Below are 17722 nucleotides of genomic sequence, written 5' to 3'. Positions count from 1 at the left end.
TATTTGTATTTTAAAAAAAAGAGTCTCTACAATGAGAGACTCTTACATCATTTTATATTAAGAAGTTACTACTTCTAAATTTCTATTTGTTAATACTTTCATTTCTTCTTTTAATATATCTTTCGCATTATGTCCAAACCATTCGAGTGAAGCAAAATGGTCAGTATCTCTCACTTCCTGAATAATCTCATCATAATTTACCACACCTTCAAATAATGGAACCATACCAATTCGACTTCCCGCTGCTGCATATACATTATTTGGTTCAAACACATGCAAATAATCTGCTGACGATATATTCTTAAAATGGTAATGTTGTATCCACGGCTTTAGTCGATGGAAGCTGTCTATTGGATCTGCACCAGACTCCCATATATGAAGAAAATCAAGGTTTATTTTCAAATTCGGATGATCTACTTCTCCTAATAATTCCAAAGTAGAAGGCAGCGTATCCGTTAACGTATTTGGATGTGTTTCTAAAAGTACATACATATTATGCTGAGCAAATACTTCACAAATCATGCGAATACGATTCACATACTCTTTTCTCTCCTGTTCCGAGAAATCTTCGCTACCTTTTTGTCCAGCAAACGTACGAATTTTGTTTGTTTTAAACCAAATAGCTAATATTGCAAGTTGTTCACATTTCTCTATCGTTTTTTCAAAATCTGCCGATAATGATATGTCTAAGTAATCACTTATCATCGTAATTTCCAAGCTTTTATCCTTTAAACAATTCAATTCTCGTTCTGTCGTTTCATACTCTTGCATATACAAATTTTGTGCATGAGTCCCCCACAATTCAATTCCTTCAAAACCGTTTTCATATGCAAACTGAACAATATCAGTAAATGAAATTAATTGATGACGAAAGGAAATAGTACATAATGAATATTTCATAGGTTTGAACTCCCTTATCTTAAATTCAGTTAGGTTTTTAAAATGCTAAGACAGACTCGTTTGTTTTCATTTCTTTCCATGATACAAACTGTCTCTCTAATTCAGCCTTAATTTGCAGTTCAATTGCATTCATTTCATCCAACTTTTCAACAATTGATAATAACATGCCTTTATTATTCGTCATCGCCATTTTAATTGCTCGATACTGTACATTTGTAAATCCTTGTACAATATCCTCTACCCGATCACACCAATAATCAAACTCTTGCTCCGAATATTGCAACGTTTCACGGAAGTATGCAAAGGCATGTTCATAACTATATTTACGAATTGCAAGTACTGGTATTTGCTTCACTGCCGCTACAAGACCCGAAAGCGAATAACCTTCTTCTTCATTTGCCATTTTTATAATTAAATTTTTCAATTCCATAGTCAGTTCATTGTCCTTTCTTTTGAAAGTTTCTATGAAATAACTCGCTACCATTTCTTCTGTTGGCTCCTGAATTTCTTCTACATCAATGAAATATCCTCCACCAAATGGATTATCTTGAACAGAGTGAAGCACTTTTTCTCTTTCCATATTCCCTTCCCAGCGAAAATCAGGATCTAGCATGAACCACTCTTCTTCTTTCTCTGTCTTCGATATCATTAAATAATGTGGAAATGGTTTTTGATGAAATTTATTTTCCCTCTCTGGTAATAGAGACATATCAACCATTACAATGACATAACGATTTTCAGGCTTGTTTTCTACTAATTCTAAAAATATTTCTACATTGCTATTTTTATCTTTTGCATGATCGTACCATTCGTTCACTTTCATACCGTACAATTTTTCATACCATAGTAAGTAATTATCATGGTTAATGTTTTCAGAGTGATACGAAATAATTCCGCCTTCTGTTATATCAAAATCGCCGTCCCATAATCCAAAATAAAATGGACGAAAATCAATATCGCTACGCCTTTTTATAATTTCACAAAAACAACTCACTAAACAGTGCACTTTAATTGAAGTCATACTCTCATCCACTTTCCTAAAGGTTAGTTATTCACATTTACTTCTTATACCGGCTGTAACTCCTCCATAAAATCAAGCAAAGATCCTACAGTAAGAAATGCCTTTGGATCTAATTCATCCTCCGGAACGCATAACTTTAAATCCATTTCTATGTATACAATGAGCTGTAACATCATTACCGAATCTATATATAAATCTTGATTTAAGCGCATCGTTTCTTCTAAATGCGTAACGTTTTTGAGCTCCATTTTCCCTGTCATAATTTTCAAAACTTCATTTTTTAATGTTTCACGTTTCATGCTGTAACCTCTCCCATCTCTAGTAACTTTCTACTTACTTTTCCAGTTTTATTTTTCGGAATTTCAGTTACACTTTCAATCTCATGTGGAACTTTATAAGATGGTAAATACTGCATACACCATTCTCTTATTCGCACTGGATCAATATGAGAGATTACTTTCGCTTTAACAATTTCGCCCATCACAGGATGTTTCCCTCGATATACAATGGCCTCTTGAACACCTTCTAATCGAAGTATTGTTTCTTCTACCTCTATCGGAAAGACTTTCAATCCTGAAACGTTAATCACATCGTCCATGCGTCCCATAAAATGAAGGCCACGCTCAGATTTATACCCCAAATCTTTCGTGAAAATTTTCTTATCATTCATTTTCACTACGATTTCTTCAGGCATATTTTCATCTGAACCCATGCTTATACTCGCATGAGGTAGCGGATTTCCTAAATCTAAATGGCTTTTCATATCATGACATATACTAATACAACCCGCTTCAGAACAACCGTATTGCTGCATCATATATGTTGTCGTTTCTTTTAGTTTATAAAACAATGCTTCTGGCAAAGGCGCTCCGGATGTCATAATTTTATGAAACTGAAACGTTCTTTGCGGGAAACTCCCCATAATATGTAACATAAGTGGTACTGCATATATGATATGTTTTTCTGTATTGCGAACTATATTTAATGCGAATTTAGGATTTTTATTCGTAATGATGATAGGTTTGCTTCCCCGCGTAATTGCGGATAACGTACCACATATTAATCCGTATGAATGTGAAACAGGAGCCATAACGACCGGCACTTCATCTATTTCACAGTTTAAAGCTTCATTATAAGCAGTAATTTCTGTGTCCACTTCCGTCCATGCTCTACGAATCAGTTTCGGTTCTCCTGTTGTACCAGAACTATATTGCAATAAAGAGGGCTCTTCTAGTAAAGCTTTCACTACTTCTAATTTCGTAAAATCGCCATATTCTCCATATAAAATCCCGATACAATTTGCACGCTTTGCCATTTCAATAGCCGTTTCTTTTGGCGTATCTTCATGTATAAGCAATACTGAGGATTTCTTTTCTTTTAAGAAAAACACAAGCGTAATAATATCGAATGGATCTTTCAGACAAAGCGCAAATCTATTTCCTTCTGCTTCTTGAAATTGTTCCATTTCCTCATAAACTTGTAATCTCAAATCAAAATCACTTTTGCTATACTCTTGTTTATTAACGATTAGCATAATTTCCCCCTGTAACAACTGATTTTTGTTTCATAAGTTGGCTTGCTCTATACAATGGATTTGGAACTTCATGAACAAGCGATTCCACATCCATATATAATCGTCGCTTCGTTAATTGCTCAGCATAGAATGTAGGAGTGTATAGCTGAATACTTTCAAATCTATCTTTCAAGTGTGGATATTTTCTAAAATGATTTTCAATTTCTTCGACAACTATCATCCAAAAAATTTCTTCTTTCCAATCATATTCGTCTGCAAGTACGAAAGCTAATTCTCCTACATTAAATAAGAACAGTGCATCTAATACCATCTCTTGTAAACATTCAATACGATTCATTTCAAAGAAATCATTCATTTTTCCATTCACATACGTTTTATGCATTTTAGTAAAGTCTGGACATTTATTCATTTCTTTTAAGAATAGACGATAAAACTCAAGTCCTTCATGGAAATCCTTTAATGCAATACGGACAGGTAGCCCTTCTTTATGAACTAAAATCATATTTTGTCCGTGTGATTCTAATGCGATTCCATGCTCTACAACAAGATGTATAACTGGTATGATCGCTTTTTGAATCAGTAATCGTAGCCAATTTTCTATCCCATATTTGTTTAACCATGCATCAATAACTGGTGTCCCATCTTTCTCTTTTGCATATAAGCCGTTAAAGGGAACCGCATCCTCTTTCTCATTTAAATATTTATGAACGCTTTCACGCCAAATGCATCCTAACGAACCATATGTGGCTTTCTTATTTGTATCATACGTTACACTCGAAAATTCCTTTAGCAAAATAATGCGCGATTCATTCCTTAAATAAGAATCCTGACTTACGACATCACTTAACCAATTCGATATAGCTGGTGCACTCACAACTGAATATGGTTTCAGCGTACGGAGTGTTGAAGTGTTAAGTATGTTCAGCGATAACTTTACATATGGTCTCTTTGGATTCGTAACATTTCTTAACGTCCTCATCGATTGTTGCGCGCAATAATCATCCGCCGATTGTCCTAAATAAATTATATTTTTATCCTGTATATGGTCAGCGTAATTTGGAATGATGAAGTTCTCCCACTGCCAAGGATGAACAGGTATGAACACGTACTGTTTTGGATTACATTCCGCACTGTGAATTCGTTCCATATACGTTTCTAATGTATGCGCGCCTATCTCACCTTTTAAAATATTGTCATAGATTACTTCATTTTCATAACCTACAGCCGCATATTTCTTATGCGCTGCAATCCATATAATTTTTATTGGTCTCATAAATTCATATCCATATTGAAAATTGTCACGATATTGAAACCCAATGCGTGCTTTATAACTAGGATGATATGGATGGCCGTCTATTAAATGACTTTCAAACTCATCGTAAGATTTTTGAGTGTATTCTTCTTTATTATTTCTTTCAAATTGAGCAATCGTGTCTTTAAATATCGTTTGTTCTAATTCATGAATAAAAGAATCTAATTTCGTTTGTTCTACGTTAACAATCCGAAAAACTTCTTCCAAAAATTGAGAGACTGAGTGTATTTCTTGTTTTCCCTCTTGAACTCTTATTACTAATGAATCTATAGAGATACGTCCAAATGTCATTCGTTCTCTTCCGTAACATTCGTACGTGACACTTTTGTTGTCCTCATCAAGTCCTTGTATAAGAAAAAGAATTTGTTCTTCATTTTCTATGCGAATTGGCGTAATAATCCCCTCATAAATTAACGACTCTACTAATTGACGTAACACTCTTCTTCGTACTGAAATGTAATCTTCTGATTCAAGCGCTTTCAATATTCTCGTATGATACATGTCCACTCTCATAACTCCCTCCGCCTTACGAAAAAATACCATTATTTGTATTACGTGAAATTTTAACGTTATTTATGAACGAACAGCCACTTCTCTAACGAGCGGATTCTGTACCTGTACGTAAATTGCCTGTTCTAAAGGATTACTTAACTCATCGACATCGAAAAATCTCGTTAATAAATTTGCTTTACATGCCAACTTATCCTCTTCTAACAATTCTCTTAAAAAGGTAGAAGGTTCACGGTTATACGGAAGGAACGATTCAAGTACAGATCTTAATTCAGAGAGAAGAAATTCCTCCTTAATTAATCCTGCTGTGCCAAAACCGTTAATGAGACCAAACATATGATTAAAAATTAAGTAGTAACGAAATCTCTCATCTACAATATAATCGTCATATAGATTTCCAGTACGTTCTCCAATGCCAGCCAACTCATTATTAAGCATCTCTTTCATTGAATTACAGAAATAAAACCCTTGATTATCACGGAAATAATATTTGACCGGATAACCATCCTTTAGCTGAACAACGCTATTTTGCTGATGCGCTTCTAATGCAACACCATAACGTAAGTACATCCATACCATTGGCTTTAAAGAAATATTCATATATCGTCTAAACCAATCTAAACTTACTTCTTCACAGCTTCTACCTTCTAAATCTGCTAGTCGATGAATAATATTCGATAAACGAGTACGTTCCCCAGGTATAGTATCTTGAACTAATCCAGCAATTAAAGTAGCGTCATTTGCATGTTCACCATAAAAAGGGTTCTCTCGTATAATTACTTCAAATCCAGATTCTTTTGCCCCGTAATTTAATGTAATAAATGCTGGATCACAAATAAAATCAAAACCTGGAAACTTATCTAACACTTCACCAATTGCTGTATTTAGCATTTCCTTTCCTTCAAGACCACTCTCTAGTTCCTTCAATTTATTAATACGCATTGAATTTGTTACTTTTACTGGGAATGAAAACTTAAGCATATATTTTGATTGGGGATGATATAACGTCCTAAGTGATGATGTTGCCATATAATACTTACCGACAGGACCGATATATTCAAGTACTCCTTGCTCTATCCAATCCTGTACGTATGATTGGTGTAATAGCCATTCTGCCTGAAGCGGATGAATTGGAAGTAATGAATATTCATCTTCATTACAATACTTCGATATAAATTCTTTACAAACCATCTCATCATTACATAGCTCTTCTTTTAGAATTACTGTTGTAGAATCTAATAATAATGATTTTTCCTTTACTATACTTTTATGTGCCCTAAAATAATGAAGCTGACATTCTCCTTTTAATTCTGGAGAATACATTGCACTTTTCCATTCCAAAATACCTTGTCTACTCTTTGGGGTTGGATGCGTTAAATGTCCAAATAATAAAGATTGCTCTGCCTCTATAAAAGTTGTATGGAAACCGTATAATGCAGATGTATCTTCTATTCTCTCCTTTGTAAATTCTTCAATATTTTGACAACTACAAATAACTCGAAGCATAAGTTCAGCAGGATTCGTCCCTTCTCCGTAGTTGATAGACATCTCTTTTATTAAGAATGTAATAACAGTAACGTAATCTGCTTTTATAACATTCTTATTTTCTCCCATTTGATAATAAAATTGTTCTCCAAACAAATGGCGATCTGTTGCTGATTTATATATAACTTCTCCATACAAAGTAATGTGTTGTGCCGATAGCCGACAATATAAATATGTGGGGACTATATCTCTATTCAACGTATTACTGAAGATACTTTTCATTTTTTCATCCTCTGTAATCCATTCTCCACTCCCTGTTTCTCTTAAATAACAGTTTAAAAAACTTTGTAATGTTGCATGTTCTGCGATTTGTTTCGCATGCTGCATATTGGTCCTCCTCTTTATATTAAAGCTATCGAAATTTTATATAATAAACAACAATTGAATATCGTTATCAATTATGATTCTAATTGATAATGATATTCAATTCAATAGTATATTTCAGAATTTTTTTATCTAATTTAATTTTTCTTGTTTTCTATCTTTTCTTTAATCTAGTTAAAAATTCACGTAAAAAATACTCAATTTCAAACTACATACTTACTATTTTTCATTAGTAATCCATCCAAAATAGTTAAACAAAAGAGGTATACCTTAATTGGCATACCTCTTTCAAAGAATAAGTTTACATAATAATATTATTTATATCTCTCCAACAATAGGCTGTCTCTTCTACCTGTACTCGCTCTAAAAATTTTGTATCAATTTTTTCTGGATTAAATTTTTCATAAAAATTTTTAGAAGGATTATTCGTAACAACCCATACTAAAAGTGATTGCATATCATTATTTATACATTCTGATAATAGAGATTGAAATAACTTTTGTCCTATTTTCATTCCTTGATACTCTTGTAAAAGGTAGATTGCATATAATTCCCCATCACAATTATATGCACCACTTCTTTCCACTCCCCCGTCAATAAATCCGATTATTGTTTCATCTGACGTCTCTGCTACAAATCTATATTGGTATGTATCTTCTTGTTGAAAAATGTTTTCCCATTGTTTTTCTCGTTGCTCATATGTTATATTTTCTAAAAATTCGTCAGCAAATATCCCTTTATACGTTGTTTTCCAGCTATCAACATGCACCTTTGCTATACCTCGTATATCATCTTTTATCGCTCTTCTAATATGTATTTCCATCATTTCTCCCCCTTGTTATTCATCATTATATCAATTTTTTTCCTTAAAAATCCAAATAAAAAAAGAGTGAATCCACTTCACTCTTTTTTATCACAATTATCTACTTTCCACTTCAACTGAAACAACACGATCAATCTCTTTCAAGGAACTATATAACTCTGTTGTATATAAATCTTCTGGAGCTAAAATAACCATTTCCAATTGCTGAAATGCTCCACCATCTATATCTTTAATTTTTACGCGTTTCACATGCATACCTAAATTTTTAATTTGCTTAAATATACCATCTAACTCATGATGCTCTTTTACAGTAATTTTTATAGATAAATCTTTTTGTCTTAATGAATACGGACCTGCAATTTTCACAAGTTGTGGAAGTACGTTAATTGCTAAAATAATTAAAATCATTGCAACCGTCGCTTGTAAATAAAAGCCTGCCCCAATTGCTATACCTAAAGCTGAAGCAGCCCACACCATAGAAGCTGTCGTTAATCCAGAAATAACATCATTACTTCTTCGTAAAATAACACCTGCCCCAAGAAAACCAATCCCACTCACAATTTGAGCAGCTAGACGCATTGGATCCATATTTGTATGCCCTGGAACAGAATATACATGTACGGCTTCAATTGAAACCATCGTAATTAAACAACTTGCTACAGAAATAACCATACTTGTTTTCACACCAAGCGGTTTATTCTTTAGCTGCCTATCTATCCCGATGAATAATCCTAAAAAGAGCGCTAAACCTAATTTGAGTAAAAATTCATATGACATATTTCCATTCTCCTTACTTTACAATGTTTCCCTTGGAATAATTCACTATAACTCTTTTATGATATCAATTCCAGTCTTTTCTATTCATTCAACGTAAAAAACCGAAAAAACATTTGTAACGATGTTTCTCCGGCTTTTTATTATGCTTAAGATTCTTCTTTATTTCTGATTTTTAATCTTAATCTCTGCATCTTTGTAGAATGCTAATTTACTGTCATTATACTCTTTTGTAAAATTGTTAAATTGCTCTTTTGATTTTTGTGCTTCCACAGTTAATTCATTAACAGCCTTAACTTTTTCACCAATCTCTTTTAATTTCGTTTCTTTTACTTTTAATTTTTCATACAGTTCTTTTTCAGTCGCTAACGCCTTCGTATAATTTTCATTCATCTTTTGGAATGCATCATAACGGTTTTGATACGACTCTCCTACTGCTTTCGCTTGTTTTTGTAACTTCTTATCTTCAAGCTTCTCTATATTTCCTTGAACAGATTTTGTTTCTTTCTGAGCTTTTTCTAGCATTTCTTTCTCAGTTTTTAATACTTTTTCACGGTCATCTACATTTGCAGTAGCTTGCTCTATCTTCTTCATAACAGTGTCATTATGATCTTTACCTTCTTGTAAAATTTGAGAATATAGTTCTTGACCTTCATTCTCTAATTTCTCTAACTTCTTCGCTTCATCAACTAATGATTTTTCTTGTGTCGCTGCTGTTTCAAAAGCTGTATATAGATTTTCTTCTGGTTTTTCACCGAAACAACCTGTTAATAGTCCTACTGACAGTGCTCCAACTACTGCTACTTTTCCATACTTCAACGTTCATTCCTCCATTACATACGGTTATCATGCCAGAAATTCACTGGGAAGTGACTCTCTTCATGATAAGCTTCAAACTCATAACCCTTTTCTTTTAACCCTTTTAAAATTGCTGGCACAGCAGCAACTGATTGTGGGTGAATGTCATGCATTAAAATAACTTCCTGTGGTTTTGTTGCATTTGTTATTACATTTTGAGCAATTTGTGCTGCCGCTGCATCAACTTGCATTTTGTTATATTTCCAATCTAATGAATCAATTGTCCAATCCCATACTTTAAAACCGCCCTCTACTACTTTATTTCGAAGACCTTCATTTAATCCAGGCATCGAACCGTATGGTGGACGTGTTAATTTAGGTGATTTTCCAATAATATTTGCGATTAAGCTTTGATCTTCTTTCATTTCATTTACATACTCGCCATTTTTATATAACTTTGCAAAATTATGTGTCATACTATGCATACCTACATAATGACCCTCTGCATTTTCACGTTTCACTAAATCCGGAAATCCTTTTACATTCGCTCCAATTAAAAAGAACGTCGCCTTCGCATCATGCTGTTTTAACATATTTAACAATTCAGCCGTATATTTCCCTGGGCCATCATCAAATGTAAGATAAGCAACTTTTCTTTCTTTTCCATTAAAACGACTTGGTGCCGTTTTATTCATTTCTACTTTCGGTTGTTCACTTGCAAGCTGTACTACGTTTTCTTGTTTTGCAACAGCCTTTGCTGGTGAAGTAATGGATTGAAACATGAAATACCCTATAGCTACTGCTGCAATCGCTATTAATCCGAATACTACTCGTTTAACTTTAAAAGCTTTTTCCATTCTATCGAATTCCTCTCCCTATTAATCTTATATATAAATCACCCAATATAATTATACATCTATTTATTTTATTACACTATATAAACAGACATATATATGTATTATAATGGGAGTTTTATTAAAATGGTTGTTCCTATTCCTTCTTTACTTATAAAACTAAGTGTGCCTCCATGAAGCTCTACCATTTTTTTAACGATAGTTAAACCGAGACCAGCACCTGTAGCATGGTTATTAATCTGGTAAAATGACTGTTCTATATATGGTAAATGCTCTTTAGCAATTCCAATCCCTTCGTCTTTCACCTTGATCACTACTTGTCCTTCATTGTTAGTCGCTTCAATGTGTATTGTACCTTTTTCATGTGAATATTTAATAGCATTTTGAACAATATTCAAGAAAATTTGCTTTAGCCTATTTCGATCTCCCATCAATTCAATTCTTTCTATCGTATTAATAAATTGAATTTGTTTCTCTTCAGCGTTAGGAGTTAATTGCCAAATCGTCTCCTCTAGTATATCGTATATTTGCACCTTTTGTTTATATAAATTGAAATGATTTGATTGTAATCTTGAAAAATCTAGCAATTCTTCTACTAAATGAATCAATCGGTCTGTCTCACCTGAAATAATTCCCATGCCTTGCTTTATCTCTTCTTCTGTTAAATGATCTACCATTTTTAACGTCTCACTCCAACCTTTAATTCCAGTTAAAGGCGTTCGTATTTCATGAGAAATAGAAGCAATGAATTCATTTTTCATCTGTTCCGCTTTTTCTATTTTATTAGACATATGATTTAAACTATGTGCCAACTCACCTAATTCACCTGGATAATCCTCTTTAATTTTCTTCTTTAATGTACCTTCTGCAATTTGTGAAGAAGCATGAATAATAGATTCGATAGGTTTAACAAACGAATTCGCTAATCGTCTACTGATTAAGAATACGATACCAGAAATGACAATTCCAACTGAAATAGTAAACATAATAATTTCAATAATCTTTGCATTTACATTCGTTAAAACAGTTGTATATTTCAAAGCACCGATCGTTTGTCCTTGATGAATAAGTGGACTAATCACTTCCAATTGTTTCACATTGTCTTTCGTAGCAGTCACTTGATGATACATTTCTCCTTCTAGTAACGAATATGGAATAACTACTTTACCTTCTACCTTTTGTCCACTTGACGATTGTATAATCGTACCATGCCGATCAATTAATTGTAATTCGGTTCCTTCTAACTGAAAGCTCTCAATTATATCCCCGCTGTATTCTTGCAATCGAATAAAGTATAGTGAATTGTATTCAGAGAAAAATCGCGTACTTGTCTTCGCATGAGATTCTATATATTGCACAATACCATTATAATAATATCGATAAATGGAGACTGAAAATACGACTTCAAATAATACAAGCATAAGTATAATGACCGTCATAAAATATAAAGTCACTTTTCTTTTCATCTTATACTTTCCTTCCACACATATCCTTTTCCCCACACAGTAAGAATAAATTCAGGTTCTGATGGATTACATTCTATCTTTTGGCGTAACCGCCTCATATTTACATCTACTACTTTCGTCTCACCTACATAATTCGTTCCCCAAATCATATTTAAAATTTCATCACGTGAAACCGGCTTTGAAGCCTGATTCATCAAATACTGTAATATCATATACTCTGTAGGGGTTAAATCAACTAATTGTCCACTTTTATATAATCTTTCTTCTATAACATTTAACGAAAACGGGCCAGATATGATTGTATTCGCTTTTTCATCATGTACTTCTATTCTTCTTAGTAACGATTGTATACGTGCAGTTAGTTCCACTGGACTAAACGGCTTTGCGATATAATCATCTGCACCAATTCCTAGTCCTTGTACTTTATCTTCATTTTGTACGCGTGCGGTTAACATAATAATACCTATTTTTTTATTTTCTTCCCGGACGGATTTACAAACTTGAAAACCATCAATTCCTGGTAACATTACATCAAGCAATGCTACATCAACAGTATGTTCACATAAAATCTGTAACGCCTCTTCTCCCGTACTAGCTTCTAACACATAAAATCCAGCACGTTTCAAATTCAAGACGATAAAACTACGAATAGGCATTTCATCTTCTAAAACTAAAATTGTTGGCATAATTTCCACCTCCCTACTCTTGTTGATAATCCGCTAGCGGTTTTACATATGCTTTCACTTTTTCAAAATGTGGTTGTTTCGGTACAGCATATACGTGAGAAGCTGTTTTAACTGCTGCTTCGTATCCTTTTATTTTGAACCATTCTTTCCGCTCAAATATATGGACTTCAAGCCATAATTCTTTTGTACTTGTTTCCAAAAACTTTTGAGAATTTGATTCCTTTTGCTCATCTGGTATCGTAATTTTTCCAATTAACTCTTCAGGAATTTTCACATAATATCCTTTTTCTATATCGATATATCTTTCTTCAATTGGTTTAATTTCAGATTCACTCCACTGTATGTAACGTTCGAATAGCGGACTATCACCATGTGATTTATCTTCCCAACCTTTTGGACGCACTGTACGAACAAATTCAATAATGCCGTCTTCATTTATATCTTTGCTTTCGACTACATAATCATTGAATAAATCTTCTTTCCCATCTATAGGTAGTGGCTCATAATGACCCTTATCAAATTTTGCTACATATGTTATCCCTGAATGAGCACCAACACCTGCGTCAATTACAACCGCCTTTAGTGATTCAGAAATGCGGCCCATTTGTATTCTTTGAATGCTATTTATAAATGGATCGAATGACGCTTCAGATAAAGTCTTAAATTGTTCCATGAACTCAACTGTCAATTTCTCATCTTTTTCATACGTAACAAGACTTATATCTTTCAGTCCATTTTTATTTAAATCCTCTATGAATAACTTCGTATAACTTCGATTATATATTTCCTTCATATCTTCATTTTCTTCCGAAAAAACATACATAACATGTTCTAACGATTCACGACTTACAGAAATTCCGATTAATAACTCTCGCTTCCCATTCCCTGTAAAATCACCGACTTCAACGATATCTACATCTCCACCATCAAATCTGTGCGTGGACTTTACTTTCCATCCATTTCCGACTTCTTCATATACAGCTAAATATACGCTATGATCTTCATTCGGCAATTTATAAAATAAGATGGCTTCTTTCTTATTATCTTGTTTAAAATCCATTGACCAAATCATCTGCTTATCTTTATTAGACATTGGAGTAAGCAATCGATAATTTACAGGCAAATCTTTATCTATTTGCTCTTTTAATTCATTAATCCATTTCTCATTGGCAGGAGCACCCATTAAACTTGTTGGAGCTTCAGACATTTTACATCCAGTCAACATAAAAATGATTCCCATAATGCCTATCCATTTCTGCATATGATATCTTTCCTTATTACAGATTTTTATTATTTTTCTTTACTTTTTGCTTCTCCAATATTCTCATACATATGAGTATAGTTTTTCTAAAATAAAAAATCGTTACAGAAAAGTTACAAATCCATTCCGATAAAAAAAGATTGGCGAAAGCCAATCTTTTTTTATTATTCGTTTCGAACTGGTTTCGGTGTTACACCTAGATGATCATTTATTTTTTTCGAAATATCTTTCACATTTTTTTCATTTGGAATGTAATAATAAATACCTCCGATACGTTTATCCGTACCTTCTATTTGCATTTTTTCCATTTCTAAATTAGATCCTGCCATATTTTTTGTAATCGCAAGCATATCATCGAAAGTTAAGTTCGTTTTCATATTTTTATCAACCGCATCAAGTAAAGAGCCCATTTTGCTAATTGATTGCACAGACATCGCTTTTTTTGCAATTGCTTCTATTACAAGTTGTTGTCTTTGTCCACGCATTGCGTCACTATCAATTTTACGCGTTCTTGCAAGTGCAAGTGCTTGTTCTCCATTTAAATGTTGGAAGCCTTTTTCTAAATGAATCATACCCGCTTGATCTTTACTATCTTGCTCTGTGAAAGTAACAGGTACATCAATATCAATACCACCAAGTGAATCGACAATTTGTACGAATGATTCAAAGTTAAACTTTACATAATAATCAACAGGAACATTTAAAAATCTTTCCACTGTATCTCGTGTACTTTCAACACCACCAAATACGTGTGCGTGTGTAATTTTATCTAATTTCTTTCTAGATGGAATATATACACGTGAATCACGCGGAATACTTACTAATTTAACTGATTTATCATCTTTATTAATTGTTGCTAATAAAAGTGCATCTGTGCGAACAGCTTCACCATATTGACTTTTTCGCATTTCACTACCATCTACACCCATAATTAAAATAGAGATGTTATCCTTTAAAGGCTCAACTTCTTTATCACGTTTTGATGATTTATCAATTTGTGCATACGCATCACTTACAACAGCTTTTGCTTTATTATATATTAATGATCCATATCCTACTCCTCCAAAAATAAGTAGGAAAAATGGAATTAAAATGAACCATTTTATTGACCTTCTTTTAGAACGTTTTTTATTGCTTCTCGTATTTTGTTCTAATTCAGAGCTCATCTTCATTCGCCTCTCTTTCTCTTTCCCTAGTATAATGTATGTCTAGTATTCTTCATATTGAATTTCCTTTCAAACACCTTACATTTTTGTAAGGTTACATAATGAATCCAATATGTATTCCATTTCACATTATACTCTCGTGCTTATTTTTGGCAAGTCACTATTTTCCAACTTTAAATATTTAGCACTTCGCAACATTCAAAATTATAGATTTATAAATTTATTCGTTTCGAATCCTTCAATTTTCACCTGAAAAATTAATAATGCAACAATACATTTCATATTATCTCTCAAGCGGTGTATACATTGTTTTCTTCCCATGATTATTAATGAAAGCGGATTTTGCTTTTAGTTTCGTCTTTTCTATTTCTATCTCTTCATTCGAGAAATTCACAATAATTTTAATATCTTTTCCATAAGAAGCAGATTGAACTAATTTATCTTCTGACAAATATACAAAGTTCATCATTTCTTCTTCTACTGCCTGTTCATGAACGTCATTCCAAACTTTCAGGTGCTGCGTAATTTCTTGTTTATGCTTATTCCACTCTACTTCATCTAAATGGTACAACGGAGGAACATTATACAATAATTCGTATAGCATACGGTTCCCTACCTCATCTTTTACTTTCAAACTTCCCCATTCCCAGTGGTGCGTTGTAATTACAGAATCATTGTATACTAATTTATATAGCGGTACCGAATATACTGGATTTAAATATACTTGTTTATATTCTTCTTTTAACGGTACTTGTTTTGCATATTTTTCTGGAACATTTTGATTCGGTGACCAATATCCGCCCACATAATACGGACTTGTTTTATTTTTCCTCATATCTTCATCGTCCCATTTAATAACCGGCGTTTCAATACCGTGAGCAAATGTAATCGTACTACTTGCAAAGTCATTTCCGCCTTCTGAGCCAACTACCATACCTTTTTCTTGCGCAATATAATCCATTCGTTGCAATCTTGCTTTTAAATCTTGTTCTTGTGTCGTTATATGTTTGGCTGAATAGTCATCATAAATTTCACCTGTTGCATCACAATCAATAAACCATGAATTATATTTAGGTCCATTTTTTAATATCTCGTTCATTCGCTCTTTTACACTAGGAAGAGATAAAGTTGGATTTAACTTTCGCCCTCTACCTAAAAATCCTTGCACTTTTTCTCCATTTTTCTTCGTCACAGTTGCCTCTTCATATAACGATGGATCCTGAAAAGAAGCTGTATTCCAATTTTTATCAGCTTTTTCGTGAATAGAATGATAAGAATCATACGGACCAACTAAATATCCTATTTTCTTAGCTTCTGTCACGAAATCAGGCTGCATATACCCTTGTTCCCAGTTCGGTAACCCAATCCACGCTTTGTCTATTCCTGATTCTTTCATTTCCTTTATAATATCCGTTCCATCTGCGTTACCCCATTTACTTACTTCTTCAATCGCATCACCGAGCGCCGACTTTAATACATGCTTATTTAAGTTATATAACTCCATCTTCGATAAGTGATCTACCCCTTTGTTTAATAACTCACTAGCGCTCTGATCAACCTTTTGAAAAATATCATCTTTATACAATTCCTTCATTGATAATACTTCATTTACATAACGCAAAATAACATTTTTTTGGTACTTATCAATGAAATCTTGTTTACTTACTTGCTCAAACACACTCAGTTCTCCAGGCTCCGAACTATTCTTTTGAATAAGCCCTTTTATATGACTAAATACAGGACTATTTATTTGCTCTCTTATTTTAGGCCAATTTACGTTACTGTCAGACAAACCATTTTGATTCCAAAAATAAAAATGAGCCGCACCATAAAGTTTTTCAATCTCTTTATTTTTTCTAGCCTTTTCTTGTAATGTTTTAAATTCACCTTTTCGAGCAATATTATCCTTATACAGTTTAGCAATACTGACTGCATCATTATTTGTCACATATAATTGAAATCCATATGTTTTATTTTTATTTATACTCGGGAATTCATGTATAAAATCAAATCCTATTTTCGGATCCGAATGAAATTTCAATTCATTATTAAACATATTGTTCGCAATATATACAATGGAATATTTCGAACCATTTAACGCAAAAAACTTCATAGAAAATGATTCAGCAAATGAATATGCATCATCCTTTAAAAACTTCTTCCAATTTTCATCATTACTCGGAATTTGTTTTCCTTCCCATAACGGAAGTGTATAATTTTCAGCTTGTACTTTCGGCCATATAAAACTTTCTGCACCAGTCGATTCCACTTCAATATTTAAGTGATCTTTTTTCTTTTCTAGATTCACTTTTACTTTTTGATCTGGGTATTCCCAAGATGTGCGATCCTTGTCTTTTTTTACATTCGACACCTTCATTTTCGGTAACGGCTGTGATGCCTGTTCCTTTACACCATCATGTTCTACAGTTAACGTGAAAGTCTCTGGATTTACATCGTAAGTGAACTCTTTATACGTCGCTTTCTTTACTTTAGACTCTTGTACAGCCTTGTTACCTTTTACATCACACCCGACCAAAGTCGAAAATGACATCGTTGTAAGAAGACATATTGCTATCATTTTTTTCATCTTCTGCACCTCCACCACTGAATATACAGGGGCTTTGTTACAGGAATGTGGCAAAAAAATAGAACTAGCATAACGGTAGCTCTATTTTGAGTATTATAAATAAGTGTGTATGAACAACTATAATCTGCTTAAAGTATATGTAGTACAATAGTGTTTTTTCA

The 17722-nt window shown here is 33.1% G+C and carries 15 protein-coding genes; all 15 read right to left on the bottom strand.

Annotation, left to right across the window (positions count from 1 at the left end; genetic code table 11):
- Positions 1-57: 57 nt before the first annotated feature.
- The 15 genes from asbF to DN392_RS17580 all read right to left on the bottom strand — a co-directional run bounded on the left by asbF (position 58) and on the right by DN392_RS17580 (position 17561).
- Positions 58-900 carry a petrobactin biosynthesis 3-dehydroshikimate dehydratase AsbF gene (gene asbF / locus DN392_RS17655; protein WP_000877692.1) on the bottom strand — a complete coding sequence of 281 codons (843 nt, stop codon included), beginning with the start codon at positions 898-900 and terminating at the stop codon, positions 58-60.
- Positions 901-937: 37 nt separating this feature from the next.
- Entirely contained in the window at positions 938-1921 is a 984-nt protein-coding gene (gene asbE, locus DN392_RS17650) for a petrobactin biosynthesis protein AsbE (protein ID WP_000200724.1), read from the bottom strand.
- A 44-nt stretch (positions 1922-1965) separates the two neighbouring features.
- On the bottom strand, positions 1966-2220 hold the full coding sequence (gene asbD, locus DN392_RS17645; protein WP_000818071.1) for a petrobactin biosynthesis protein AsbD: 255 nt from the start codon (positions 2218-2220) through the stop codon (positions 1966-1968).
- Positions 2217-3455 carry a 3,4-dihydroxybenzoic acid-AMP ligase AsbC gene (asbC, locus tag DN392_RS17640; protein ID WP_000909560.1) on the bottom strand — a complete coding sequence of 413 codons (1239 nt, stop codon included), beginning with the start codon at positions 3453-3455 and terminating at the stop codon, positions 2217-2219. The genes asbD and asbC overlap by 4 nt, the downstream gene beginning before the upstream one ends.
- Positions 3442-5280, bottom strand: a complete 1839-nt coding sequence (locus tag DN392_RS17635) for an IucA/IucC family protein (protein ID WP_142292467.1) — start codon at positions 5278-5280, stop codon at positions 3442-3444. The genes asbC and DN392_RS17635 overlap by 14 nt, the downstream gene beginning before the upstream one ends.
- Positions 5281-5340: 60 nt before the next feature.
- Positions 5341-7149 (bottom strand): IucA/IucC family protein, encoded by a 1809-nt coding sequence (locus DN392_RS17630; RefSeq protein WP_048566548.1) that lies wholly within the window; start codon positions 7147-7149, stop codon positions 5341-5343.
- A gap of 298 nt (positions 7150-7447) precedes the next feature.
- The gene (locus DN392_RS17625) at positions 7448-7969 is read right to left on the bottom strand and encodes a GNAT family N-acetyltransferase (RefSeq protein ID WP_000402429.1); all 522 of its coding nucleotides are present in this window, start codon (positions 7967-7969) and stop codon (positions 7448-7450) included.
- A gap of 96 nt (positions 7970-8065) precedes the next feature.
- The gene (locus DN392_RS17620) at positions 8066-8746 is read right to left on the bottom strand and encodes an MgtC/SapB family protein (RefSeq protein WP_000119501.1); all 681 of its coding nucleotides are present in this window, start codon (positions 8744-8746) and stop codon (positions 8066-8068) included.
- Between the two features lie 159 nt (positions 8747-8905).
- On the bottom strand, positions 8906-9562 hold the full coding sequence (locus DN392_RS17615) for a YkyA family protein (RefSeq protein WP_000873561.1): 657 nt from the start codon (positions 9560-9562) through the stop codon (positions 8906-8908).
- 14 nt (positions 9563-9576) lie between these two features.
- Positions 9577-10398, bottom strand: coding sequence for a peptidoglycan-N-acetylglucosamine deacetylase (locus tag DN392_RS17610; protein ID WP_000409393.1), 822 nt, complete (start codon positions 10396-10398; stop codon positions 9577-9579).
- Positions 10399-10499: 101 nt separating this feature from the next.
- On the bottom strand, positions 10500-11861 hold the full coding sequence (locus DN392_RS17605) for a sensor histidine kinase (protein ID WP_088321518.1): 1362 nt from the start codon (positions 11859-11861) through the stop codon (positions 10500-10502).
- Positions 11858-12547: a response regulator transcription factor gene (locus tag DN392_RS17600; protein ID WP_001142161.1), complete on the bottom strand. Its 690-nt coding sequence runs from the start codon at positions 12545-12547 to the stop codon at positions 11858-11860. Before DN392_RS17600 ends, DN392_RS17605 begins: the two co-directional genes overlap by 4 nt.
- A gap of 13 nt (positions 12548-12560) precedes the next feature.
- Entirely contained in the window at positions 12561-13808 is a 1248-nt protein-coding gene (locus tag DN392_RS17595; RefSeq protein WP_001174816.1) for a hypothetical protein, read from the bottom strand.
- A 164-nt stretch (positions 13809-13972) separates the two neighbouring features.
- Positions 13973-14974 (bottom strand): LCP family protein, encoded by a 1002-nt coding sequence (locus DN392_RS17585; RefSeq protein WP_000093638.1) that lies wholly within the window; start codon positions 14972-14974, stop codon positions 13973-13975.
- A 283-nt stretch (positions 14975-15257) separates the two neighbouring features.
- On the bottom strand, positions 15258-17561 hold the full coding sequence (locus DN392_RS17580) for a glycoside hydrolase (RefSeq protein WP_048566550.1): 2304 nt from the start codon (positions 17559-17561) through the stop codon (positions 15258-15260).
- Positions 17562-17722 lie beyond the last annotated feature (161 nt).

The sequence above is a fragment of the Bacillus sp. BB51/4 genome, assembly GCF_008368845.1.
Taxonomy (GTDB): Bacteria; Bacillota; Bacilli; order Bacillales; family Bacillaceae_G; genus Bacillus_A; species Bacillus_A wiedmannii.
The sequence above is the reverse complement of the archived record's forward strand: the minus strand, read 5'-3'. Positions and strand labels throughout refer to the sequence as shown.

What these genes read in the sequence shown, in the direction of transcription:
- DN392_RS17585 (WP_000093638.1), bottom strand. Translation starts at nt 14,974, where the DNA reads ATGAGCTCTGAATTAGAACAAAATACGAGAAGCAATAAAAAACGTTCT.
- asbC (WP_000909560.1), bottom strand. Translation starts at nt 3,455, where the DNA reads ATGCTAATCGTTAATAAACAAGAGTATAGCAAAAGTGATTTTGATTTG.
- DN392_RS17595 (WP_001174816.1), bottom strand. Translation starts at nt 13,808, where the DNA reads ATGCAGAAATGGATAGGCATTATGGGAATCATTTTTATGTTGACTGGA.
- asbF (WP_000877692.1), bottom strand. Translation starts at nt 900, where the DNA reads ATGAAATATTCATTATGTACTATTTCCTTTCGTCATCAATTAATTTCA.
- DN392_RS17610 (WP_000409393.1), bottom strand. Translation starts at nt 10,398, where the DNA reads ATGGAAAAAGCTTTTAAAGTTAAACGAGTAGTATTCGGATTAATAGCG.
- asbD (WP_000818071.1), bottom strand. Translation starts at nt 2,220, where the DNA reads ATGAAACGTGAAACATTAAAAAATGAAGTTTTGAAAATTATGACAGGG.
- DN392_RS17635 (WP_142292467.1), bottom strand. Translation starts at nt 5,280, where the DNA reads ATGAGAGTGGACATGTATCATACGAGAATATTGAAAGCGCTTGAATCA.
- DN392_RS17580 (WP_048566550.1), bottom strand. Translation starts at nt 17,561, where the DNA reads ATGAAAAAAATGATAGCAATATGTCTTCTTACAACGATGTCATTTTCG.
- DN392_RS17630 (WP_048566548.1), bottom strand. Translation starts at nt 7,149, where the DNA reads ATGCAGCATGCGAAACAAATCGCAGAACATGCAACATTACAAAGTTTT.
- asbE (WP_000200724.1), bottom strand. Translation starts at nt 1,921, where the DNA reads ATGACTTCAATTAAAGTGCACTGTTTAGTGAGTTGTTTTTGTGAAATT.
- DN392_RS17620 (WP_000119501.1), bottom strand. Translation starts at nt 8,746, where the DNA reads ATGTCATATGAATTTTTACTCAAATTAGGTTTAGCGCTCTTTTTAGGA.
- DN392_RS17625 (WP_000402429.1), bottom strand. Translation starts at nt 7,969, where the DNA reads ATGGAAATACATATTAGAAGAGCGATAAAAGATGATATACGAGGTATA.
- DN392_RS17600 (WP_001142161.1), bottom strand. Translation starts at nt 12,547, where the DNA reads ATGCCAACAATTTTAGTTTTAGAAGATGAAATGCCTATTCGTAGTTTT.
- DN392_RS17605 (WP_088321518.1), bottom strand. Translation starts at nt 11,861, where the DNA reads ATGAAAAGAAAAGTGACTTTATATTTTATGACGGTCATTATACTTATG.